Origin of the sequence: Acinetobacter calcoaceticus ANC 3811 (assembly GCF_000399665.1) — a bacterium.
GTDB classification, from domain to species: Bacteria; Pseudomonadota; Gammaproteobacteria; order Pseudomonadales; family Moraxellaceae; genus Acinetobacter; species Acinetobacter calcoaceticus_B.
Map to the genome: position 1 here is coordinate 1544442 of NZ_KB976986.1, position 22190 is coordinate 1566631.

Annotated in this window: 19 protein-coding genes and 2 pseudogenes; 7 read left to right on the top strand and 14 right to left on the bottom strand. The window is 36.4% G+C overall.

Annotated elements, in window-relative coordinates; translation table 11 throughout:
• Positions 1-203 precede the first annotated feature (203 nt).
• A complete protein-coding gene (locus F935_RS08595; RefSeq protein WP_016138563.1) occupies positions 204-1355 on the top strand; it encodes an acyl-CoA dehydrogenase family protein in 1152 nt (383 codons plus the stop codon).
• Positions 1356-1416: 61 nt separating this feature from the next.
• Complete coding sequence (locus F935_RS08600; RefSeq protein ID WP_016138564.1) at positions 1417-2667, top strand: MFS transporter; 1251 nt, start codon at positions 1417-1419, stop codon at positions 2665-2667.
• Positions 2668-2886: 219 nt separating this feature from the next.
• Here the strand turns inward: F935_RS08600 and F935_RS08605 are convergent.
• Positions 2887-3225: pseudogene (locus tag F935_RS08605) on the bottom strand (phosphonoacetaldehyde hydrolase); the annotation flags it as partial.
• Between the two features lie 922 nt (positions 3226-4147).
• Between F935_RS08605 and alr the strand changes: the two are divergent.
• Entirely contained in the window at positions 4148-5440 is a 1293-nt protein-coding gene (gene alr, locus F935_RS08610) for an alanine racemase (RefSeq protein ID WP_016138567.1), read from the top strand.
• Positions 5441-5587: 147 nt separating this feature from the next.
• On the opposite strand, the gene pobA is transcribed toward alr, so the two are convergent.
• Positions 5588-6802: a 4-hydroxybenzoate 3-monooxygenase gene (gene pobA, locus F935_RS08615; RefSeq protein ID WP_016138568.1), complete on the bottom strand. Its 1215-nt coding sequence runs from the start codon at positions 6800-6802 to the stop codon at positions 5588-5590.
• Between the two features lie 141 nt (positions 6803-6943).
• Between pobA and pobR the strand changes: the two genes are divergently transcribed.
• Positions 6944-7759, top strand: a complete 816-nt coding sequence (gene pobR, locus F935_RS08620) for an IclR family transcriptional regulator PobR (RefSeq protein WP_016138569.1) — start codon at positions 6944-6946, stop codon at positions 7757-7759.
• Between the two features lie 60 nt (positions 7760-7819).
• Here pobR and F935_RS08625 read toward each other — a convergent pair whose 3' ends face one another.
• A complete protein-coding gene (locus F935_RS08625; RefSeq protein WP_016138570.1) occupies positions 7820-9199 on the bottom strand; it encodes an L-serine ammonia-lyase in 1380 nt (459 codons plus the stop codon).
• A gap of 465 nt (positions 9200-9664) precedes the next feature.
• On the opposite strand from F935_RS08625, the pseudogene F935_RS08630 reads away from it, so the two are divergent.
• Positions 9665-10283 (top strand): annotated as a pseudogene (locus F935_RS08630) (hypothetical protein).
• 69 nt (positions 10284-10352) lie between these two features.
• Here the strand turns inward: F935_RS08630 and F935_RS08635 are convergent.
• The 3 genes from F935_RS08635 to F935_RS08645 all read right to left on the bottom strand — a co-directional run bounded on the left by F935_RS08635 (position 10353) and on the right by F935_RS08645 (position 11907).
• Positions 10353-10787 carry an I78 family peptidase inhibitor gene (locus F935_RS08635; RefSeq protein ID WP_016138572.1) on the bottom strand — a complete coding sequence of 145 codons (435 nt, stop codon included), beginning with the start codon at positions 10785-10787 and terminating at the stop codon, positions 10353-10355.
• Positions 10788-10946: 159 nt separating this feature from the next.
• A complete protein-coding gene (soxR, locus tag F935_RS08640; RefSeq protein ID WP_016138573.1) occupies positions 10947-11414 on the bottom strand; it encodes a redox-sensitive transcriptional activator SoxR in 468 nt (155 codons plus the stop codon).
• Positions 11415-11613: 199 nt separating this feature from the next.
• Positions 11614-11907, bottom strand: a complete 294-nt coding sequence (locus F935_RS08645; protein ID WP_016138574.1) for a hypothetical protein — start codon at positions 11905-11907, stop codon at positions 11614-11616.
• 439 nt (positions 11908-12346) lie between these two features.
• Between F935_RS08645 and F935_RS08650 the strand changes: the two genes are divergently transcribed.
• Positions 12347-13006: an epoxyqueuosine reductase QueH gene (locus tag F935_RS08650; protein WP_035366182.1), complete on the top strand. Its 660-nt coding sequence runs from the start codon at positions 12347-12349 to the stop codon at positions 13004-13006.
• A 277-nt stretch (positions 13007-13283) separates the two neighbouring features.
• On the opposite strand, the gene F935_RS08655 is transcribed toward F935_RS08650, so the two are convergent.
• Positions 13284-14762, bottom strand: coding sequence for a MocR-like pyridoxine biosynthesis transcription factor PdxR (locus F935_RS08655; protein WP_016138576.1), 1479 nt, complete (start codon positions 14760-14762; stop codon positions 13284-13286).
• A gap of 111 nt (positions 14763-14873) precedes the next feature.
• Between F935_RS08655 and F935_RS08660 the strand changes: the two genes are divergently transcribed.
• A complete protein-coding gene (locus tag F935_RS08660; protein WP_016138577.1) occupies positions 14874-15329 on the top strand; it encodes a GNAT family N-acetyltransferase in 456 nt (151 codons plus the stop codon).
• 38 nt (positions 15330-15367) lie between these two features.
• Here the strand turns inward: F935_RS08660 and F935_RS08665 are convergent, their stop codons facing one another.
• From F935_RS08665 to tssA, 7 genes are all read right to left on the bottom strand, one after another.
• Positions 15368-16525, bottom strand: coding sequence for a winged helix-turn-helix domain-containing protein (locus F935_RS08665; RefSeq protein WP_016138578.1), 1158 nt, complete (start codon positions 16523-16525; stop codon positions 15368-15370).
• Positions 16526-16597: 72 nt separating this feature from the next.
• Complete coding sequence (locus F935_RS08670; RefSeq protein ID WP_016138579.1) at positions 16598-17266, bottom strand: hypothetical protein; 669 nt, start codon at positions 17264-17266, stop codon at positions 16598-16600.
• A gap of 12 nt (positions 17267-17278) precedes the next feature.
• A complete protein-coding gene (locus tag F935_RS08675) occupies positions 17279-18232 on the bottom strand; it encodes a M15 family metallopeptidase (protein ID WP_016138580.1) in 954 nt (317 codons plus the stop codon).
• A 7-nt stretch (positions 18233-18239) separates the two neighbouring features.
• Positions 18240-18857 carry a hypothetical protein gene (locus tag F935_RS08680; protein ID WP_016138581.1) on the bottom strand — a complete coding sequence of 206 codons (618 nt, stop codon included), beginning with the start codon at positions 18855-18857 and terminating at the stop codon, positions 18240-18242.
• Between the two features lie 12 nt (positions 18858-18869).
• Positions 18870-19676: a type IVB secretion system protein IcmH/DotU gene (icmH, locus tag F935_RS08685; RefSeq protein WP_016138582.1), complete on the bottom strand. Its 807-nt coding sequence runs from the start codon at positions 19674-19676 to the stop codon at positions 18870-18872.
• A 17-nt stretch (positions 19677-19693) separates the two neighbouring features.
• Positions 19694-21058: a type VI secretion system baseplate subunit TssK gene (tssK, locus tag F935_RS08690; protein ID WP_005041639.1), complete on the bottom strand. Its 1365-nt coding sequence runs from the start codon at positions 21056-21058 to the stop codon at positions 19694-19696.
• A gap of 16 nt (positions 21059-21074) precedes the next feature.
• Positions 21075-22169, bottom strand: coding sequence for a type VI secretion system protein TssA (gene tssA, locus F935_RS08695; RefSeq protein ID WP_016138583.1), 1095 nt, complete (start codon positions 22167-22169; stop codon positions 21075-21077).
• Positions 22170-22190 lie beyond the last annotated feature (21 nt).

The window sequence follows — 22190 nt, forward strand, 5'->3', positions numbered from 1 at the left end:
ATAATGTTTTTTTATAAGAAAATATAGCTTAAATAAATCAATAAATTAGCTAAAGACAAATCAATAACAAAGTACCGCATTGCGAAATTAATTTTCAAAATATATTGTTTTGCATTCATCCTTTGATTACTATCGCTTCAAATATTGATGATTTTACGAACATCACCTTGATGTTTTTTGCATTTAGTAAAAAGGACGAGACTATGATTCGAGATCAGGAAACCTTAGATCAACTTGTTGATATGATTCGACAATTCGTTGAAGGTATATTAATTCCTCATGAGAATGAAGTCGCTGAAACGGATGAAATTCCTCAGGATATCGTTGAACAGATGAAAGCTTTGGGTCTATTTGGTTTAACCATTCCCGAAGAGTACGAAGGTCTTGGACTGACGATGGAAGAAGAAGTCTATGTCGCTTTTGAACTAGGCCGTACCTCTCCTGCTTTTCGCTCTCTTATTGGGACCAATAATGGCATCGGCTCAAGTGGCCTGATCATTGACGGTACTGAAACACAGAAATCATTTTTCTTGCCGCGTTTAGCACGTGGTGAAGTGATTAGTTCTTTTTGCTTAACCGAACCAGATGCGGGTTCTGATGCTGCTTCTTTAAAAACCAGCGCAGTAAAAGAGGGTGACTTTTATATATTAAATGGCACCAAACGCTTTATTACCAATGCCCCTCATGCTGGCGTATTTACAGTCATGGCACGTACAAACTTTGATATTAAAGGCGCTGGTGGCATTTCTGCTTTTATTGTCGATAGCCAAACTCCGGGTATTTTTCTTGGCAAACGCGATAAAAAGATGGGGCAAAAAGGCGCTCATACCTGTGACGTTATTTTTGAAAATTGTCGTATTCCTGCTTCAGCACTCATTGGTGGTGTTGAAGGTGTTGGTTTTAAAACTGCCATGAAAGTGCTGGATAAAGGCCGTTTACATATTGCGGCTTTGAGTGTTGGAGCAGCAACCCGAATGCTAGATGATTCTTTAAATTACGCTATTGAACGTAAGCAATTTGGACAACCAATTGCCGAATTTCAACTCATTCAAGCCATGCTTGCCGACTCAAAAGCCGAAATTTATGCAGCCAAATGTATGGTCTTAGATGCTGCACGCCTACGCGATGCGGGACAAAACGTTAGCACCGAGGCTTCTTGCGCAAAAATGTTTGCAACCGAAATGTGTGGCCGTGTCGCTGATCGCTGCGTACAAATTCACGGCGGTGCGGGCTATATCAGTGAATATGCCATTGAACGTTTTTATCGCGATGTCCGTTTGTTCCGTCTTTATGAAGGCACCACCCAAATTCAACAAATGATTATTGCCCGAAACATGATTCGCGCGGCTTCTTAATCAAATTTAAAGCACTTCAAAACGACTTGAAGTGCTTTCAGTCAAATGTAGGTAATGGATTATGGCTACAAATTACAAAAAAGGTCTTTCTCGTATACAGCCTCATACGTGGAAAATAGCATTTATTTTTGCATTTTTGGCGCTATTGGTAGATGGTGCAGATTTGATGATGCTGTCTTATAGCTTAAATAGTATTAAGGCAGATTTTGGATTAAGTTCAGTACAAGCAGGTATGCTCGGCAGTTTTACATTAGCAGGTATGGCTGTTGGTGGAATTTTTGGGGGATGGGCGTGCGATAAATTTGGTCGCGTCCGCATTGTTGTTATTTCTATTTTAATTTTCTCACTCCTCACCTGTGGCTTAGGTTTTACTCAGAGCTTTCTTCAATTTGGTATTTTAAGATTTTTTGCATCACTTGGTTTGGGTTCACTTTATATTGCCTGTAATACCCTCATGGCCGAATATGTACCAACACGTTTCCGTACAACTGTACTCGGCACGCTACAAGCTGGCTGGACCGTAGGTTATATTGTTGCAACCTTACTTGCAGGCTGGATCATTCCGGATCATGGCTGGCGCATGCTGTTTTACGTTGCGATTATTCCCGTTGTTATTGCTGTTCTCATGCATATTCTGGTACCTGAACCAGAAGCATGGCAAAAGTCTCGACTACAACAACCTGTTGTGGCTCAAGACGCATCGAAAACTTCAGCATTTAAGCTTATTTTCCAAGATAAACAAAACCGCAAGATGTTTATCTTATGGGCTTTAACCGCGGGCTTTTTGCAGTTCGGCTACTATGGTGTAAATAACTGGATGCCGTCATACCTTGAAAGTGAACTGGGTATGAAATTTAAGGAAATGACGGCCTATATGGTAGGTACATATACCGCCATGATTTTAGGTAAAGTTCTTGCAGGCATGATGGCAGATAAATTAGGGCGTCGTTTTACCTACGCGTTTGGAGCAATCGGTACAGCTATTTTCCTACCGCTAATTGTTTTTTATAACTCACCAAGCAACATTCTATATTTACTAGTCACCTTTGGTTTCCTCTACGGCATCCCTTATGGCGTAAATGCAACCTATATGACCGAAAGTTTTGCGACAGCCATTCGCGGTACAGCTATTGGTGGAGCCTATAATGTCGGACGTTTAGGTGCTGCATTAGCCCCTGCAACTATCGGTTTCTTAGCATCTGGCGGCTCGATTGGTTTAGGTTTTATTGTGATGGGTGCAGCTTATCTGATTTGTGGTGTGATACCCGCTCTATTTATTAAAGAAAAATTATATGACCCTCAAAAGTCATAAAAAGATCTATCACATAGGTCATATGCCTATATGGTTGATAGTTCTAACAATCTAAATATATGTTTTGGATCGTTAGTAGGATATAAGGAATCTACTACTCAACGTAAGTTATTCCTTATTTCCATATATGTAGAGTTTATCTACTCTTCATTTTAATTTTTTAGGTAAGCTTAGCTCCCAAGGGAGCTAAGCTTAAAAATATATAGACCTAAACTTTGTTTAAGGTCGTTCACCCTGCCCCAAACGGCGTTCAATATCATCTAAAACATTTGGCAGGTCAGCGACACTATCAATGGCGTAATGAGCGCCCGACGCATTCATTTTTTGGTATGCCTTATCTTTTAGAACAATCTATTCATTAACCGATAATGCACTCCACTCCTCAAAGCTTAAACCGACTTCGTTACCGCTAATCGCAAGCCCTACCGTCCAGCATCCTGCATTTAAACCTTCATCAATACCCACCACGGTATCATCCACTTTTAAAACAGTTTTAATGTCAGACACATCGAATTGAATTAGGTTTTTCCATAACATTTCAGGATATGGACGGCTATATTACTGCCTTGTAGAATTAGAACTGTATGGTCAATAAAAACCCAAACCTTCTTGAGTAATTTAAAAAACACACTCACCACCTTATATTTAAAAACTCTTAATATAAAATCACTCATTTAATAAAAACTAATATATTAAGAAAATTTGTTAATTTTTAAATAAACATAAAATTTTAATTTAGCTAAAATTCTAAACAGCAAATTTAATTAAAAAAACAAGATAAGACATATCCGCAGATTTATTGCACAAAAATCATGACCCCACCTCCAAGACCAAATACTATCCAATTATTTATTCAAACTAATTAATATTTAATTCATAAAATTTAAATTAATTTATTAAAAACTATTAAATATGAAATTAAATGCTTAAAAATTTGTCAGGATATAACCGAAAATTTCTAAACAACTTTAACAAAAAATTTATAACAATTTGAAAAATATAATAATTTTAAAGTTTCCCTCTACTATAAAATAAAGTTTCGGATATTTACCCCTATATATTTTCTATATTTTATCGAATGATAAAAAAATACTATCAAACAAATAATAAAAATAAAAAAAACTCTTGTAATAATAAAGTTAATTATTTACCAAATGTTATATTTTAAAAATTTTTATTAGAAATAGCACCAATAAATAGATTAAAAAAATAACATTCAAAAAAATATACTAACTTTTCTTCTTGTTTTTTTATGAATGTATATTTAGATTTAATTAAGATTATTTAAAATCACATTTATATTTTCTTGACACAGTTTAAGAAAAATTAAATTTTACTTAACACTAACGATAATATTTTAAGGAGAAAGTATTATTACGATTAAATCGTGTGAGATTTTAAATCAATTATATTTCTGTACTTAACCATAAAAATTCACCCAGCGTTAAATCATATTCAGCCAGGAAAGATTAAAAAACTTATGAAACTTAAAACAAAATTTTCGCATCTCGCTTATAGCTGTGCATTCGTATTATTCGGTTCCATGCAATTTGCCCATGCCGCACCTTTACTCACGTCCCATATCACAAATGAAGTCAGTCCTGCACCTACAGCCAATGCATGGATTGAAATTGATACTCAAGCGTTTGAAGATAATATTAAAAAGGCAAATCAGTTACTTAGTGACAAAACACAACTTTGTGTGGTTATGAAAGCGAACGCATATGGTCATAGTATTGATCTACTTATGCCGAGTGTGATGAAATTAAATGTGTCTTGTATTGGTATTACCAGTAATGCAGAAGCGGCAATGGTCCGTAAGCATGGCTATAAAGGCAAAATTACACGTTTACGTACAGCAACTGATAGTGAAATCATCAACGCACAAGCTTTAAATATTGAAGAGCTTTTGGGCAACTATGATCAAGCCTCTCGTCTTTCACAGTGGGCAGCAGCTAATAATACAACTGTACATTATAGTTTAGCTTTAAATTCAGGCGGTATGGATCGTAATGGTCTTGAAATGTCTACAGCTCAAGGTAAAGAACAAGCTGTTGCAATCACCAAGCTTCCCCATCTTAAAATTGACGGCATTATGACCCATTATGCTGTAGAAGATGAAAAATATGTCCGTGAGCGTCTGGCTCAATTTAATGAACAAACAGCATGGTTGATTAAAAAAGCCAAACTGAATCGTAAAGAATTAACATTACACACAGCAAACTCATTTGCTACGGTAAATGTTCCTGAATCACATTTAGATATGGTCCGTGCAGGTGCAATTATATATGGGGATTTTCCTAATCACCCAGAATATAAACGCATGATGGCATTTAAAACACAAATTGCTGCAGTTAATAATTACCTTAAAGATTCAACTGTAGGTTATGACCAAACTTATACGTTGACACGTGACTCTAGACTCGCAAACTTACCTGTAGGTTATTCGGATGGCTACCGTCGCAGTTTTAGTAATAAAGCTTTTGTTTTAATAAATGGGCAAAAAGCGCCAGTGGTTGGTCGAGTATCAATGAATACTGTTATGGTTGATGTAACAGATATTCCTCAAGCCAAAGCAGGCGATGAAGTTGTATTATATGGTCGTCAAGGGGATGCTGAGGTTAAATCTAGTGATTTAACAAGTCTTACAGGCCATATTTTGACAGAAGCCTATATCCCGTGGAGTAACTCTAACCCACAAGTGATTAAACCTCTTCAATCTCCGCAACAAGTGATATTAACTAATAGTAAAGTTACAGCAACCGCAGAGTAAACTTTAGGTTAATTGATAGGTAGCCCTGTATTTCAAAAAGTACCGGGGCTACTTTTAGTATGACCACATCTCTTAAACTATTTCTTCCTACTCCTTTTTTAGATAAAAAAAGGACATTTTCATGCCCTTTTTATTTTTATCTAGCCTTTAACTTGCATGCTTAAAACTATCAATCTGCTTAATTTCATATGGTAAACCGACATAGTTTTCGGCCAATGTCGTTCTACCTGCAATAGACCCAAGTACGTAATTTAATTCGGCTTGTTTAATCTTATGATCAAACTCACTTTCTGTTTCAAAGCGATGTAATAAATGAGTCATCCACCAAGAAAAACGCTCTGCTTTCCACACACGTTGTAAACATTTTTCAGAATATTCATCAATTCCTTGCTCTGAACCTTCCACATAATATTCAATAATTGCACTTGATAAATAAGCAATATCGGATGCTGCTAGATTCAGGCCTTTTGCTCCAGTCGGCGGAACAATATGTGCTGCATCACCTGCTAAAAATAGTTTTCCGAAGCGCATTGGCTCAGTCACAAAGCTACGTAACGGCGCGATACTTTTTTCAATAGAGGCCCCCGTCTGTAGCTTTTCACGGCTTTTTGGGTCTAGGCGGCTTTTTAACTCATCCCAAAACTTTTCATCAGACCAATCTTCAACTCGATCTGTTAAAGGTACTTGTAAATAATAACGGCTACGCGTTTCTGAACGCATACTGCATAAAGCAAATCCACGTTCTGACTGTACGTAAATGAGTTCATCGGCTACAGGTGGAACATCTGCCAATACACCTAACCAGCCAAACGGATAAACTTTTTCAAAGGTCTTAATTTTGTCTTCAGGCACGCTGGCACGGCAGACACCATGGTAACCATCACACCCTGCTATAAAGTCACACTCAATTTGAAAAGCTTTGCCTTGGTACTCAAACTCAACTTTTGGAGCTGTGTAGAAATCTTTCACTTGTACATTTTGAGCTTCATAAAATGAAGTGAGCTGCTCTGCTTCACGCGCAGTCATTAAATCTTTGGTGACTTCGGTCTGACCATATACGGTCACTTTTTTTCCACCCGTGAGTCCAGCCAAATCAACTCGATGCAATTCACCATTGGTTAAGATTTCAATGCCCGAATGCGGTAATCCTTTGTCTTTTAAGTTTTGGTCAACGCCTGCTTGTTTTAGTAAGTCGACTGAAACTTGCTCTAAAATTCCTGCGCGAATCCGTGAAGCCACATATTCAGCACTACGTTGCTCAACAATAATATGGTCAATCCCAGCTTTATATAAAAGCTGCCCAAGCAATAACCCTGCTGGCCCAGAACCAATAATTGCAACTTGTGTCTTTAAAATATCCATAACTTCATCCTTGTTTCATCCTGACTTTTAAATTACTGGCTTTAAGTTTTGTGCACTATGTATCCAAGACGAAAATAACCGTTTATCATCTAGTTTGTCCGAATAGCGGACAGAAACAATCAAAATAACAGGAATGAAAGGATGCCTTCTCTCGATGCTTTTTTAGAGCACCCGAACTCGCATGAGAAAATTCGTCAAGATGACTATATTGCAGGGTTAGCAAAAGGCTTAGCTTTACTGGAAGCTTTTGGAATAGATCGGCAACGGCTCAATGTCACTCAAGTAGCTGAACGAACTGGCATTAGCCGCACCGCAGCAAGGCGATATTTGAAAACTTTAAAATATTTAGGCTATTTAGAAACCGATGAACATTACTTTTGGTTAACTCATCGCGTGCTGCGTTTTTCGAGTTCTTATTTAAGCTCTGCTCATTTGCCTAAAGTTGCTCAATCATTTTTAAATCTTTTATGTGCGCAGACATCTCTGACTTTTTCAATTGTGGTGCTGGACGATAACGAAGTTGTGCCAACTGCCCGCAGTTATTTACCGCAGCAAGATAATTTACGTGTAAGCCCTTATGGCATGCACTTAGGAAATCGACTGCCTGCCCACGCAACTTCCACGGGTAAAGTATTGCTGGCAGCACTGCCCGAAGAAGCTCAGCATGCATGGGTCAAAACTTATGGTTTAAAACGTTTAACCCCATTTACCATAGTAGATGAATCAAAGTTTTTTGAAGTGCTTAAGGGTATTTCATTATCAGATTATTGTCTTTCTAAAGAGGAACATGAGCTTGGCGTGATTGCGATTGCAGTGCCCGTTTTTAATGCTCAAGGTCAAGCTATAGCAGCGCTTAACTGTATGTCTCAAACCAACCGTGTACAAGAAGATTATTTAGTTCAGCACCTCTTGCCATTGCTACGCAACACGGCAAATGAACTCAGAAATGTGATTTGAATAAAAGATAAATAGTAAATGTTTAAAATGAGATGGGGCAAGGTGCCCCATCTTATTTTTTTAGCACTCAATTGCGTTCACAGCGAGACCACCTTTTGAAGTCTCTTTATATTTCTCAGACATGTCTCTGCCAGTTTCTTTCATGGTCTGAATAACTTTATCGAGCGTCACAAAATGCTCACCTTCATCATGAAGTGCCATTTGTGCTGCATTAATCGCTTTGACAGCTGCAATTGCATTTCGCTCAATGCAAGGCACCTGAACCAAACCACCAATCGGGTCACACGTTAAACCTAAGTTATGTTCAAGGCCAATTTCGGCCGCATGCTCCACTTGTTCAGGTGATGCACCTAAAATCTCGGCTAAACCAGCCGAAGCCATTGCGCATGCTGAGCCAACTTCACCCTGACATCCCACCTCTGCCCCAGAAATAGATGCATTGAGTTTACATAAAATGCCGACTGCTGCTGCACTTAGAAAAAAGCGAACAACTTTGTCTTCGGAAAAATCTTTAGAAAAAGTCACGTAGTAATATAAAACTGCTGGAATAATTCCTGCTGCACCATTTGTGGGGGCTGTCACCACTCGGCCGCCAGCAGCATTTTCTTCATTTACAGCTAAGGCAAATAAATTAACCCATTCCATGGCATGGAAAGTCGTCACAATCAGGTTTGAGTTTTCTTTATTTAATAACTTATCATGAATTTTTTTGGCTCGACGTTTTACATTTAATCCACCGGGTAATATTCCTTCATTAATTAATCCATTGTGAATGCACTGCTGCATCACCTTCCAGATATCCATAATTTTGGTACGAATCTCACTTTCATTACGCCAGCTTTTTTCGTTTTCAAGCATTAATTCACTTATCGATAAATGATGAGTTTTACATAAGTTTAAAAGTTCAGCCGCGCTATGAAATGGATATGGAACATTAACATCACTGGTTTCAGACTGTGTTTGTGTTAATTGCTTTTGGCTAACAATAAAACCGCCACCAACCGAATAGTAAGTTTCGGCATATAAAATTTCTTCAGCCTCACTATAAGCAATTAGCTCCATTGCATTGGGGTGATAAGGCAAAGATTCATCTAAAAAAAGCACATCACGCTTATAGTCAAAAGAAATACTCTTTTGCTGATTAAGCTGGATGGCTTTATTTTCTAAAACATCTTCAATCAAGTTTGTACTTACTTGAGTATCGATATGTTCAGGATCAAAACCCATTAAGCCTAAAAGAATAGCCTTGTCTGTCGCATGACCAACACCTGTTGCTGCAAGCGAACCATATAACTTAACCTGAATTCTAAGCGTCTTTTGTAGATCATTTTTCTTCAATAAATCATCCACAAAACTGTATGCCGCTCGCATTGGTCCAACTGTATGAGAGCTAGATGGGCCAATACCAATTTTAAAAAGATCAAATACACTAATAAACACGGGATCCTACCTTCAATCATTATTATTCGTATGTTCGTCGTTATTGTGTCCTTTCGGATAACATTAAAATTATCATTAAGTCTGGTACAAATCACGAATAACTATTGGGCAGTAGCACAAAAAGACAACGGTTGAACAATCAACATCGGTCGGTTTAATCAAAAACATGAATTGTGGAGCTTTTATCCCCCCAATCGATGTTCTAAAACTCGTGTTTCAATAAGCGCACCAATTTGTATAAATAAAAAACCACAAATATTAGCCATTAGTCGCACCTCTCTATTTTTATTCATTTTTGCTGGTAAAGTGTTTTACATGGTTTGATACAACCTACTTAACTCAGATGCATAATTCACCTGTTATTGCATCTGATGTTTTTCAGCCTCTAGTCCGCTAGAGGCTTTTTTTATTCTTGATTTAAAGCCTGATATATTAAATTTATAGAAATAATGAAAGAGAAGAAAAATGAATCACATTTTAAGATTGAGCGTTTTAAGTTTTCCGGTTCTACTCTTGAGTGGCTGTATTGGCTGTTATAACCCAACAGGTTGTAACCGGGATGATTCACCTTATTTCTATACAACTCAAATAATTCAAGTCAAAGGCGTAACAGTTCCAGTTGGAACAAAACTGATTTATAAATCTCAAAAGTTAAAACAGAAAGATGAGCAAACTTCACCACTTAAAGAAGAAAATATAACTTGGATAAAGCTACCGAAAGGTACGGCTATTCTTTGGGGAGGAATGCCCACAAATCACCTCCTGCAATTTGCTAATTCTGAAATGCAGGGATTTACAGCATACCGAGCACAAGAAGCTCCCGCTGTATATTCCAATCAATTTTTAAAACTCTGGAAAGAATGTGATAGTGATTTAGATATCTCTATCAAAAATAAAAATGACTGGAGTTTTAATCCTGCAAATATGAAAATTATTGGATGTGGAATTAACTATCAAGAAAGAGCTTCATATAACACTAACAAGCCAAGATAAAGTTGATATTTTTCTCATCAAAATTAATCAGGCTTTACAACAACTGCCTCAACAAAAAGAATATCCAGTTATCCACTATTCCCCAAATTAAATTAATAAAAAAGCCCGCTTTTCAGCAGGCTTTTATTTCAATTTGAACTAGCAAATTTAATTCAAAAAATTAACCACAGGTTGCATTCGTAATTTTTTTAGAAGCTGGATCAATGGTCACTGTAACTCGGTTTGTACGATAATCCATAGTCATTGGTTGACCTGGCGCTACTTTACGCACAATCTCCGATTGAGTTTTTTGTTTAATTTGATCGTCAGTAAGGCCAGTTTGCCCCACCAATTTCTGAGCTTCTTCTGCTACACAGTTCGCTTGATTGTCACGGAATAACTTCCATTCTTCAACGACTTGGCCATTTGGTAAATGACAATAGCCGACTTGACCATTTGCTTCATTTCTAATTTCTAATTTCCCACCTTGTTCAACACAATATTGACTAGCTGGATTTGGTGAACCAATTTTTGGTGGAGTTAAATCTTTATGTTGTACAGACGAGCAAGCCGTTAACGAAACAAGTGCCAAGCCAAGAAAAAGAATTTTTTTCATAATTTTTTGCTTCTTACTAAAAAAACTAAAGATATCAAAAAAACTTATGTTTCATATGACTTGTTTACAATAAAAAACTCACTTGAATGTTCTAGCAAAATAAATTTAATTGATTGGAAATTAAGATATTCCCAATTAAAAGCCATTTTTTGAACTATTCTATTCAGGTCTTTCTAAAATTCGTGGGCCTGATCCGTCTTGTCCTAAAATATCTTCAGGATTTCTTAATGGACATTGCTCTAATGATAAACAGCCGCAGCCAATGCACCAGTCCATTTCATCTCTTAACCGAGTTAATTTTTGAATTCGATCATCTAAATTTTCTCGCCAATGACTCGATAAATCTTTCCATTGCTTAGCTGTTAATTTGCTACCTACAGGATACTGACTTAAAGCTTCCTTGATTTCATTTAAAGGAATCCCCACCCTTTGAGCGACTTTAATAATCGCAATATATCTTAAAATAATTAAGGGATACCGACGTTGATTACCATTTGTTCTTATACTTTTTATAAGGCCTTTCGCTTCATAAAAATGAAGGGTCGAAACAGGAACGCCGCTCCTTTTTGCAACTTCACCCACAGTCAAAACTCGACTAGGGTCAGCTTTTTTATTTTCACTCATCATGATTGACCTCAACTTTACTCGAGGTTTATAAGAGCACGTCTTTGTTTTGTCAAATAAATAACAGAGATTTTCTTATATGTTATGAGCCACTTTTATCAAGTTATAGGTCTTATCTGTAAAAGCAAAAGACAAAAAATGGATCTGATGATTAATCCAGTTCAATCTATAAAATAACTTGCTATCAATCAAATTTAAGAAATTAGTTTTGTAGCGTACAGGGACATCCACAAATCCAAAACATGTTGTAAACGAAAGGCATTGGGGCACCTAATGGATAGACTTTAATTTGCTCGATTTTATAAGTTTTTTTACGTGACTCAATGTGTAATATATTATCGTGACGTGCAATCACAATTCCCTTTTTATATAATTTTTTCCTTTCATTCTTTGCATCAAATTTATATACCAAAAAGTAAACTTTTTCTCCTACGCTGATCTTTGAATGATTAACCATAATGTAACCATTACAATACTTACATTGCCAATCTTCCATATCTCAAATTATCACACGCTTAAATTAAAAAAACACACTGAATTTTGTAGTATAAATTTATTAAAGATATAAATCTAAAGAAATATTTTAATTGAAAAAATAAGGTTTATTTGTGACACATATCACAATAAAAACCTCAAATTATATTTAGATACATCAATCACTTATCAAAAATTTTTTAGAGTCTACTATTTTTTAAGATATAAAACTCACCTATAATTTATTTAATCATATAGTATATTTAGCAATAACTTTAAATTTAGCCGAACATATGACTTTAATATTTAATACCACATTTATTTCATTATATTTAACTTAGTATTAAATATATTAATAGAAAATATTAAATTAATTTCACAGTAAAATTGAAAATAATTCATTTCACATTATATAAAAAATAAATATATAATTAAAGGCATTACAATTTAATTTTTTTATTATGTCAACTCAACGTTTAAAATTAGAACTTCCGTCAGGACATGATCAATTATTACTTCATTCTTGTTGCGCTCCTTGTTCAGGAGAAGTTATGGAAGCATTGATTGACTCAGACATTAAATTTTCAATATTTTTTTATAATCCTAATATTCATCCAGTAAAAGAATATCTCATCCGTAAGGAAGAAAATATTCGTTTTGCCGAAAAGCATAATATTCCGTTTATTGATGCAGACTATGACACTGACAATTGGTTTGCTCGTGCAAAAGGTATGGAAGATGAACCCGAACGTGGCATTCGTTGTACCATGTGTTTCGATATGCGATTTGAACGAACTGCCCTTTACGCATATGAACACGGCTTTAGTCTCATCAGTAGTTCGCTAGGAATTTCTCGCTGGAAAAACATGGCGAAAATCAATGACTGCGGGATTCGTGCTGCTGCGCACTATCCTGAAATTCAGTACTGGGATTACAACTGGCGTAAAAACGGTGGCTCAAGCCGTATGATTGAAATCAGTAAACGAGAAGAGTTTTATCAACAAGAATATTGTGGCTGTGTATATTCTTTAAGAGATACTAACCGCTGGCGTAGGGGTAATGGGCGTGATCGTATTAAACTGGGTGTTAAGTTTTATAGTAATGCCATGGAAGAAGATTAATTTTCATTTCTCTTTAAAAATTAATTAAGTTATTCCGAGCTATATTTATTTTTGATAAAAAAAACGGCCACATCTGGAGAATGTGGCCAAAAGGTGTACTAAATAAGCTTTGATGTAGTTAGATTAATTGTGCTAGCTTAAAATAATATTAATTAAATTAATTTTTAAAAATTTTAATAACATCTCTATTTTCATATAACCAATTGATCATCATAGAAATTCGTATTTAAGCATTTAAAGAATGATTAAATTTATCTAAATAACAAAACTTAGGCTATTATTTTTCTTGTAAAGATTGTGCAATTTTTTGAATGTTTTCAATAATTTCATTAGGCGTATGGGCTGCGTAACCAAAAAGTACTGCGGCCTTTTTGTTTGGCATCTGACAATATCTTGATAGTGGTTGAACAGCCAAGTTTAGAGCTGAACACTGATCAATAAATTCTTGCTCTGTCCACTCACCTTTTAACCAACACACTGCATGAATACCTGAATCTGTGGGTTGAACACTAAGCACATCTGAAAGATGTTCATCAATTGCTTTAATCAATGCCTGTTGGCGCTCATAGCAAGCTTTTCGAACTTTACGTACATGCCGAGCATAGTGACCTTTTTGTATAAATTGAGACAAAGCCACTTGCTCTAAATAAGAACTTCGAACATCGGTATAGTATTTAGCTGCACTAAACGTTTCGATCAATGCTTCAGGCACAACCATGAACCCTAAACGAAACTCTGGAAACATCATTTTGGTAAAAGTACCAGAGTAAATAACTCTTTGCTGCTGATCTAAACCTTGTAGAGCTTGAATGGGATGTGTGCCATAGCGAAACTCACTATTATAGTCATCTTCAAAAATCCATTTTCCTTGTTGAGATGCCCAATCGAGTAACGAAAAACGGCGGGCGAGACTTAAGGTTCCACCTACAGGAAACTGATGTGAAGGCGCGGTATAAACAAGTTTGCTTTTTGGATAATGATGAATAATTTCCGAAATTTGCATTCCTTCTTCATCACTTTCAATAAAATTTACCTGAGCACCAAAACTTCGAAAAATGTTAAAAGCAGCGTCATACCCTGGTTCATCTAAACACACCTCATCATTTGCTTGAAGTAAAGCATAGGCCGTTAAATGAATAGCTTGCTGCGTCCCATTTACGATAATAATTTGGTCTTCGTTGCAGTTCAGCCCTCGAGTGGAGCGGACATATTCACAAATTGCCTGACGTAGAGGCAGATAGCCACGCGGATCGTGAAATTGACCAAGCTGATAATACGACTGCCGCCAAGCTTGATTTAATAACTTTCCCCAAAGTTGATGAGGAAATAAATCAACACAACCTACCCCCACATGGAACATTTTTTTCTTTTGACTTGACCACGACTGCTCTCGCCATGAAATCAATAATGCTTCTATGTTCGGATTAATATTTAAAGAATGATGATTGGCTAGCGTATTTTTTTCTGAATTTTCTTGAACATGTATTAACTGATCTGGCACAACCTCAGCAACAAAGGTACCCGAACTTGGTTTGGTAAATAAATATCCCTCATCAAGTAATCGTTCAAGAGCTGCCAATACAGAGTTTCTTGAAATTGACATCATCTCTGCTAAGGCACGACTGGAAGGCAATTTTGTTCCGGCAGTTAGCCTTCCATCTAAAATAGCATCCCGTAAAGCCGAATATAGCCCATCTTTAATCTGACCTTTTGGCAAAATCAAATGTGGGAAAGATGCCGAAAACGAAGCTGCCATAACAAACTGGTACTGTGAAAAATATCAAAAGTGTATCTTATAAAAATACCACTATCAAAACTACACTCTAATTGTCCATTTTCCATTACTTTAAAATAGAGTGTAATTATTATGCAAAATCAAGATATTCAAATCATCCCAGTTCAACAGCAGGACTATTCACAATGGGAAAAATATTGGCTTGCTTATCAAAATTTTTATCAGGTAAATTTACCTCTTCATGTCTCTAAAGTGACTTGGGAACGCTTTTTCGATGAAAATGAACCCGTTTATTGTGCTGTTGCCAAACAAGGCGAGCAAGTTTTGGGAATTGTGCATTATGTTATTCATCGTTCAACATGGGCAGAGAATAATTATTGTTATTTAGAAGACCTGTATGTTTCACCTGAAGTTCGTGGAAAATACATTGGTAAGCAACTTATTGAATATGTGCAGAATCAAGCAATTGAGCACAACTGTGACCGTTTATATTGGCATACTCAAGAAACCAATGTAACAGCACAAAAGCTTTACAACTGGATTGCACAAAAACCAGGGATTATTGAATATCGTATGCCCTTGAACTAAAAAAGTAAAAACACCAAAAGCTGTAGTGCTTTTGGTGTTTAAATTTTAGTACGAATAAGCTTAATCACTTTGTCATTAATAGTTGAGCATTGATTAAACACAGCAAAACGCTTGAGCTCTTGTTCCAATTCGAAAAAGAAAAGCTCTTTATTTTTGATTGTTTTTTCTAGATGCAGGCTAATCACTTCTAATTCTTTTATAGACCGATGAGCTTTACAATCTAGTCGGCCTACTAACTCATCTTGATACAGAATAGGTAAGCAAAAATAACCATATACCCTTTTGGCTGCTGGTACATAGCATTCAATCCGATAATCAAATTCAAATAAAGAAGTTAAACGGTCACGATGTATAAGCGAGTTATCAAAAGGTGAAAGTATTTTTAAACCTAAATCAGTATTAAGTTTTTGTTCTATAGCAGCCACATCAACATATAGAGTTTGACCATCCTCAAGTTTAACTGCGGACACTACACCTGCATCAATCTGCTCATTAAGCACGACACGCATAGTGTCTTTTAAATCTTTTCCCTTTAAATGGACTAATTGCTTCCAAGTAAATGTGCCATGTGCTCGGAGTGTGATATTAAATAAATACTTCGCATATTCATAAAGCGTGGGCATTATTAAATCAAGGTTTTCAGGTAGGCAACGCTCAGTCAAATCATAGACTTTTTCCATTCCATTACGTTCACAGATCATCAAGTCACCCTGCATATATAATTGCTCAAAAGCACGGCGACCTGGACCTGTATTCCACCAATTTCCCAAACTTTTCTTATTATTCTTATCAATGTCTCGCAGTCGAATTTTACCTTCAGCGCGAACACGCGCCAAAATTTCATTCATAAGGTGCTGATCACCTCTATTGAAATAACGACTTTCCCCTTTCCTAACGGACATCATAGCAGGCAATGCATAGCGATAATCTTTCATAGGAAGATAAGACGCAGCATGATACCAATATTCAAAAATCTGGCGCTCACGAACCAAACTATTTAAATGACTTAGCTCATAATCAGGCACTCGGCTCCACAATATATGGTGATGAGCACGCTCTACAACCGATATGGTATCAATCTGCACATATCCTAAATGCTCAATAGCTTGTAGAGTCCCCTCCACACCTTTTGCAAATGGACTAACCTTTCCTAAGCCTTGATTAATTAAAGCCAAACGTTTTAAAGATGAAGTCATTGAAAGCTCAATTGGCTAATGATATTGATATGGACTACTGCTCATTCGAACATGAGACTGGCTCAAGTGAAATCAGCTTCCTGCAAACATACTAAACATTGCAATAACAACAAAAGAATAAAACACCAAAGGTAAAGCCAAAAACCATAAAATCGCGCGCTTATTTGCTAAAAATAATATTTTTGCAGCAACATAACTTACCCAACATGAATAAATACTAAAAAATAAAATAATTAAACCAGACCAGATCTCTTCACTAAAAAATGTATCTAAATAATTATCATAAATAAATGTTTGAATAACAGTAATAACAATTACAGGAAATGCGGCAACAAACCATTGCATAATATTGGCCTGACGCACCAAAGCAGTATCTGGATTCTCTACACCACACCATTTCAAACGGATTTCATACCACCAACCATAAAAGAACCATGTGATAAATGAAGCAACTGCGCCAAGTGCTAAAACACAAATCCAATAATTAAGCCAATGATCTAAAATAAAAGAATAGGAAGAATAATTTGGATGATCTGATGCCAAAGCCTTAACGAGCTTTGTATCAATGCGATCCATAACAAAAAATACAGCAACGATATAAGTCGCGAAATGGATATATTGCATATCTAATTTCGCGAACATTAAGAAAAACGCTTTAGGCTTAAAATATAATTTTGCGATTTGTTTTGGGCTAATCACTGAATCGATTTTAATGTCCTGTATTTTAGGTTCTGTAAACATATTTTTCTCTTTTTAATTTATATCATTCAAACTTTCAGCAATCAGTTTTTCTGCCATTTCTTGAGTTTTTCTTAATCCGGGCATACGGAATTCGGTATGACCATAATCTTGAATAGATTTCCAACGTCCACCCCATGTAAGCCCAACCGATTCAGCAACTTGCCCATATAAACGATAGCCTTGCATAGCCCAAGGGTCTCTTTCAGAAATAACCACTTTCCCATTTCGTTTAAAGGCGACATCTGCTGCCAGACCAAATTGATGATAACTCTGATACCCTTTTGCTTTTGTCGTGTTCGGATTACCTGCCAACATATTCTGACGCACAGGACTCCGATATCCCTCTAATAGAACCAACTCATAGCCATATTGTTCTTTCATGATTTTAAAAACCATGAGTAAACGCTGCTTATAACGTGGGTTCATTTTGCTCCATTTACGATCTACTAGACTAGTATCTAAAATAGCTCGCCCATCAAAACTTGTATTATCAATCGGTGAAGAATTAATAGTTCCACTACTTTGAGCAGAATATTGTTGCTCTAATTGTGTAGCCTCTACAATTGCGGCTTCAATTAGGCTTTCATCCACTTCTGGTGGTGGCGATAATATTTCACCGTTCAAAAGCGCGTAGATTTGAGGATCTGTTTTTTTGAGATATTCAGCTTCAATTCGAGTTGAGCTAATAGGTCGAGTAAAAGCAAATACTAAAATACTGGCAAACAAGAAAAAGCCCGCAATAACAATCCACCACTGCTGTAAATACCAATGGGATTGTAGCTTTTCAGGCGCAGCAGCCTGATTCATTGTTTGAGCAAATTGTCTAACCTGATTAAGTTGTTTACGGCCTTGTGGCAGTAATGACAAAACAAAATCTTTGCTTCTAACTCTTAGCTCATAAGACATTAAAAACGCTAAACCAATTGCCAAACATGTAAAGCAAAAGAAAATGAGAAAAATCATCATCTATTCATTAATTCACAGCAAAAGGACTTCGTGTAATTTTAATATCTACCGTTGCTTTAGGTGGTTCAACCTCAGTTTCGGGTTCGGCTGGAGCTTTATTCTCAACAACAGGTTTAGTCTGCGCTACTTGTTGCGGCTTGCTCACTGTTTTTTGTTGAGCAGGCTGAACTTTAGGTTGAGTCATTTTAGCTACACCTGTTTGTAGTTGAGGCACAGGCTGACCTTTCTTTTCACCCGTGAGCTGTTCATCAAATGGAGAAACTCTCTGTTGATTGACAGTAGTAGGCTTATGCTGAGCAGGTTTAAAGATATTACTTAATTCATTATCTTTAGGTTGTTCAAAACCATCACGGCTCATTGAATCTGTTTCGTTGTCTTGACTTACAGCTACCTGATTTTGTTCCTCAGCAGAATGAGCAGTTTCTTGATTTAAAATCTGTTCTTCTGTTGATTTACTCTCAATTGCTGTTGATTCTGACGAATGCGGTTGAGACAAGAACAGGAATAGCGAGATGCTTACAAACACCCCGGCAATAACACCAATGACAATATAAAGTATTGGTGATTTCGGCTTTTTTTTATTCGACTGTAAAACTCGAATAGAAGTTGGTTTTTCCTGAGCCATTTCGTACCATCATCAAGGTAAATAAATTGTAATATGTGCTTGCTCTTGAGGAGCAGAAATCACATTTTGATAATTAGATAATGCTTTATCATTTTGATTATTCAGCATAAATTTTAGCCCTGCAAAGGTAAGTAATGCAAAAATCAATAAAAAGATCAAAATCCAAAAGAAAGGAACTTCGCGATGAATAATATTTCGTATCTGATCGGGAATAGCCGAGAACGGCGAAAAGGCAACTTTTTTTCCTTTCAAATAGTCAATTTCATCGCCCACTCTTGATACTAAATGGTTGAGACTTTCCGTAGATTCGATTCGGTACTTACCCTGAAAACCTAATAAAAGGCAGTAATGAAATACCTCTAAAGCAGCTAGGCGTTCTTTTCCACGACTACGTAATTGTTCTAATATTTCAAAGAAACGATAACCCGCTAACTGAGAACCAAACAAGCTCAATTGCAATGGGCTAATTAACCAAGAATTCTGCAAATTAAAATAACTTGGGTCTTGTTGCGTTACGATCGTTTCATCAATCAAAGCACAGAATGCATATTTAGCATCATGAATATCATCAGCTGAAAATTGCAACTTTTTGGCTTGTTGCTCAAATTGATTGAGTAAATTTAAGATTTTTTCACGAAACTGCTGAGCATCTGCCGGCACATACTGATTTCGAATCAAAAAAACCAAATAAAAGCCATCATGCAATAAATCAATAAGATTGATTGCCTGTAGTTTTGCTTGAGACTGGCTATTGTTGTTCCCGCCCGTTCCAATCTGCCCATCATCAAATAAAGAAGGAGCACCTGTGGATTGTGACATTTTTCTCTCCTTTACCCTTAAGCGTTCATGACCGCAATCAGTTCAATACTGATATCTTGGAAACCAGCCGGAACATAAATACAAATCGTCTCTGAATCCAACATGCGCTGATAAAGCTCATGATGTGGTTCAATTTCGAAATAGCTCACACCAGAACGTACCGGTATTGCAGTTGGAACTTGAATTAAGTGATGCAATGGAATCGCGGGCAATGCAGCAACTACACGTTGTTCTACATCTAAAGTGCTACCGATCTTGAATCGTAAAGGTACAATCTGGATCAACTCATGTGTCTGCATTGCACTACTTGATACTGCAATATAAAGTCGAGTGTCTCGAGTAATTTTATCGGTCTCAAGACTTCCCACCCAATATGAAGGACGGATTTCTTTAAGCGCAATACTGATGTAACGACTCGAAATAATCGTATCGAGCAAATCACGTAGAATCGTGTCTAACTGCGAGAAACTTTCTTGTAAATTATGGTGTTTATAGGCAGGCAACTGATCGACATCATACGCCGTCGAGAAAGTTAATAATGAACCTGCTAAACGTAATAATTCGAAGAACAAACGCTCTGGATGAATTTGTGGATATTGCACAAAATGATTAAGACCAGCATGAGCGGTATTTAACGCATTTACTAACCAGAATGAAACGATATCACCAGAACGGAATTCAATTAATTTCTGTTCATTTTCTCGGTTATTGGTTTGAATGGTTTTAATTTTTGCCTTAATAACGTTCAGTGTTCTTTTTAAATTTGAAATAAGTGTTTCTGATGCATCCACGTGCAAAATTGGTGGAATAAACTTTCGGTCAATTTCAAAAGCACCTGAACTTTGACGTTTAATCTTTCCAATAGGCAGATATAAGAAACCATCCAGATTATGGTCTGGATTACTATGTACATCTAATAATTTAAAAACAGCACGGCGGCGTAGCAAACTAATATCTGCTTCGGTAGCATTCGTAAATAGATCATGCGTTTCGACAAGATGAGATTGATATCTGCCCTTTTGCGCTTGGTTTTGATCAATTAGATTTTGCTTATTTGCTTGTAAGAGTGGCAATGCTAAATAAATTAGCATCTCACCACGTAAATTAAGATCATCCAATAAAATTGGCTCAGGCAATAGATCATATGCAGGCGCCTGATAAATTTCACCGTCTTGCCAGATCATCTCTACAGACTCAAGAGCAAGAATATGGGTGCTCAATTGAGCCTCATCGAAATTTAATTTTTGAATACCATATGAAAAAGGTACAACCGCACGAACCGTATGATTCAACCGTTGTTCATGATAGGTATCTTGAATTTGGAAATGTTGAGGTCTTAAAAATAAACCTTCGCCCCAAAGGACTTTTTCAGCTTTAAACATATGTCTTTACCAATCTTTATTCGTATTCATTTTTAGGCTGCACACCTAACATTTCCTGAACCATTTGCAATGGATGCTCATCTTTAATGACTTGTGCTAGCCATTCATGTAACGGCATTTGACTCCATTTAATGGTTTTTTGAAGCATATAACTCACAGGGCTATGAGGCTCGTTGGCTTGAAAGTAATCCGCAATTTCTTGCAGTACTTTCATTGCTTGCTCACGATTCGCCAAGTGTGTTTGTGCCTGAGGCTGAAAAGCAGGCTGATCTGAAACAACTTGTACAGGCACTTGATTTTCCATAGATGAATTTGTAATAACAGCGGCTGGTTCTTGGGTTGGCGCAAGCCCAGTACCAAAAGCCTCTGCCTTATAAATCTTGCGTAATGTGCTGTGGATTGTTTCAAATGCTGAATCAATTGCACCAAAACTCGGTGAGTCTAGTCCCATTAAATGGTCAAGGGTTTGTTTTAAAACATCCCACTCAGTTAACACTGAACTAAAATCTTGATAATTAGAATATTGAAAAGTTTTAGACGTATTAAAAATAGCTTGATCGAATTGCTCTAACTCCGATGGTCCTGACTGACTATCGTAATCTTCAGTTTGCTTTCGGCGAACATTCTCGTGATATAGAAAATTATCGTAATCAAGCAAATTATAATAAGGAACTGTATTAGTTAACGAAACTTTTTTTAACAACATTGGGAGTTGATTAATTAAACCCTGTAATAAACCAATGCGTTGATCTAAGTCATCATCTTCAATAACAGGATGAATTTCCTGCCAGTATTGATTGAGCATGGTATGGCTTAAGGTTAAACCTTTCGCCATACCTTCAAAACCGTAAAGATGAGTCCAAGCTTCTAAGAGCCAAGTTAATAGACGAATATCTTTAGTATTCTCTTTTAGCAAAACACTCGTTTTATTTGATACAAAATCCCAGTCGGCTTGTTTTCGCTCAGCAACCCAATCGCCTTGATCTAGCAATAGATCATCTTGTGTTTTCGCTTTTTTGATTTCATGAAATTCATTAGAAAATGAAAAGTCATCACCACAAGGTAAGCTATCACTAATCGGTTCAAGGAGTTCAGAAATATCAATATTCATCTAATTTTAGCTCTATTCAAT

What these genes read in the sequence shown, in the direction of transcription:
- F935_RS08595 (WP_016138563.1), top strand. Translation starts at nt 204, where the DNA reads ATGATTCGAGATCAGGAAACCTTAGATCAACTTGTTGATATGATTCGA.
- F935_RS08600 (WP_016138564.1), top strand. Translation starts at nt 1,417, where the DNA reads ATGGCTACAAATTACAAAAAAGGTCTTTCTCGTATACAGCCTCATACG.
- alr (WP_016138567.1), top strand. Translation starts at nt 4,148, where the DNA reads ATGAAACTTAAAACAAAATTTTCGCATCTCGCTTATAGCTGTGCATTC.
- pobA (WP_016138568.1), bottom strand. Translation starts at nt 6,802, where the DNA reads ATGGATATTTTAAAGACACAAGTTGCAATTATTGGTTCTGGGCCAGCA.
- pobR (WP_016138569.1), top strand. Translation starts at nt 6,944, where the DNA reads ATGCCTTCTCTCGATGCTTTTTTAGAGCACCCGAACTCGCATGAGAAA.
- F935_RS08635 (WP_016138572.1), bottom strand. Translation starts at nt 10,787, where the DNA reads ATGAAAAAAATTCTTTTTCTTGGCTTGGCACTTGTTTCGTTAACGGCT.
- soxR (WP_016138573.1), bottom strand. Translation starts at nt 11,414, where the DNA reads ATGATGAGTGAAAATAAAAAAGCTGACCCTAGTCGAGTTTTGACTGTG.
- F935_RS08645 (WP_016138574.1), bottom strand. Translation starts at nt 11,907, where the DNA reads ATGGAAGATTGGCAATGTAAGTATTGTAATGGTTACATTATGGTTAAT.
- F935_RS08650 (WP_035366182.1), top strand. Translation starts at nt 12,347, where the DNA reads ATGTCAACTCAACGTTTAAAATTAGAACTTCCGTCAGGACATGATCAA.
- F935_RS08655 (WP_016138576.1), bottom strand. Translation starts at nt 14,762, where the DNA reads ATGGCAGCTTCGTTTTCGGCATCTTTCCCACATTTGATTTTGCCAAAA.
- F935_RS08660 (WP_016138577.1), top strand. Translation starts at nt 14,874, where the DNA reads ATGCAAAATCAAGATATTCAAATCATCCCAGTTCAACAGCAGGACTAT.
- F935_RS08665 (WP_016138578.1), bottom strand. Translation starts at nt 16,525, where the DNA reads ATGACTTCATCTTTAAAACGTTTGGCTTTAATTAATCAAGGCTTAGGA.
- F935_RS08670 (WP_016138579.1), bottom strand. Translation starts at nt 17,266, where the DNA reads ATGTTTACAGAACCTAAAATACAGGACATTAAAATCGATTCAGTGATT.
- F935_RS08675 (WP_016138580.1), bottom strand. Translation starts at nt 18,232, where the DNA reads ATGATGATTTTTCTCATTTTCTTTTGCTTTACATGTTTGGCAATTGGT.
- F935_RS08680 (WP_016138581.1), bottom strand. Translation starts at nt 18,857, where the DNA reads ATGGCTCAGGAAAAACCAACTTCTATTCGAGTTTTACAGTCGAATAAA.
- icmH (WP_016138582.1), bottom strand. Translation starts at nt 19,676, where the DNA reads ATGTCACAATCCACAGGTGCTCCTTCTTTATTTGATGATGGGCAGATT.
- tssK (WP_005041639.1), bottom strand. Translation starts at nt 21,058, where the DNA reads ATGTTTAAAGCTGAAAAAGTCCTTTGGGGCGAAGGTTTATTTTTAAGA.
- tssA (WP_016138583.1), bottom strand. Translation starts at nt 22,169, where the DNA reads ATGAATATTGATATTTCTGAACTCCTTGAACCGATTAGTGATAGCTTA.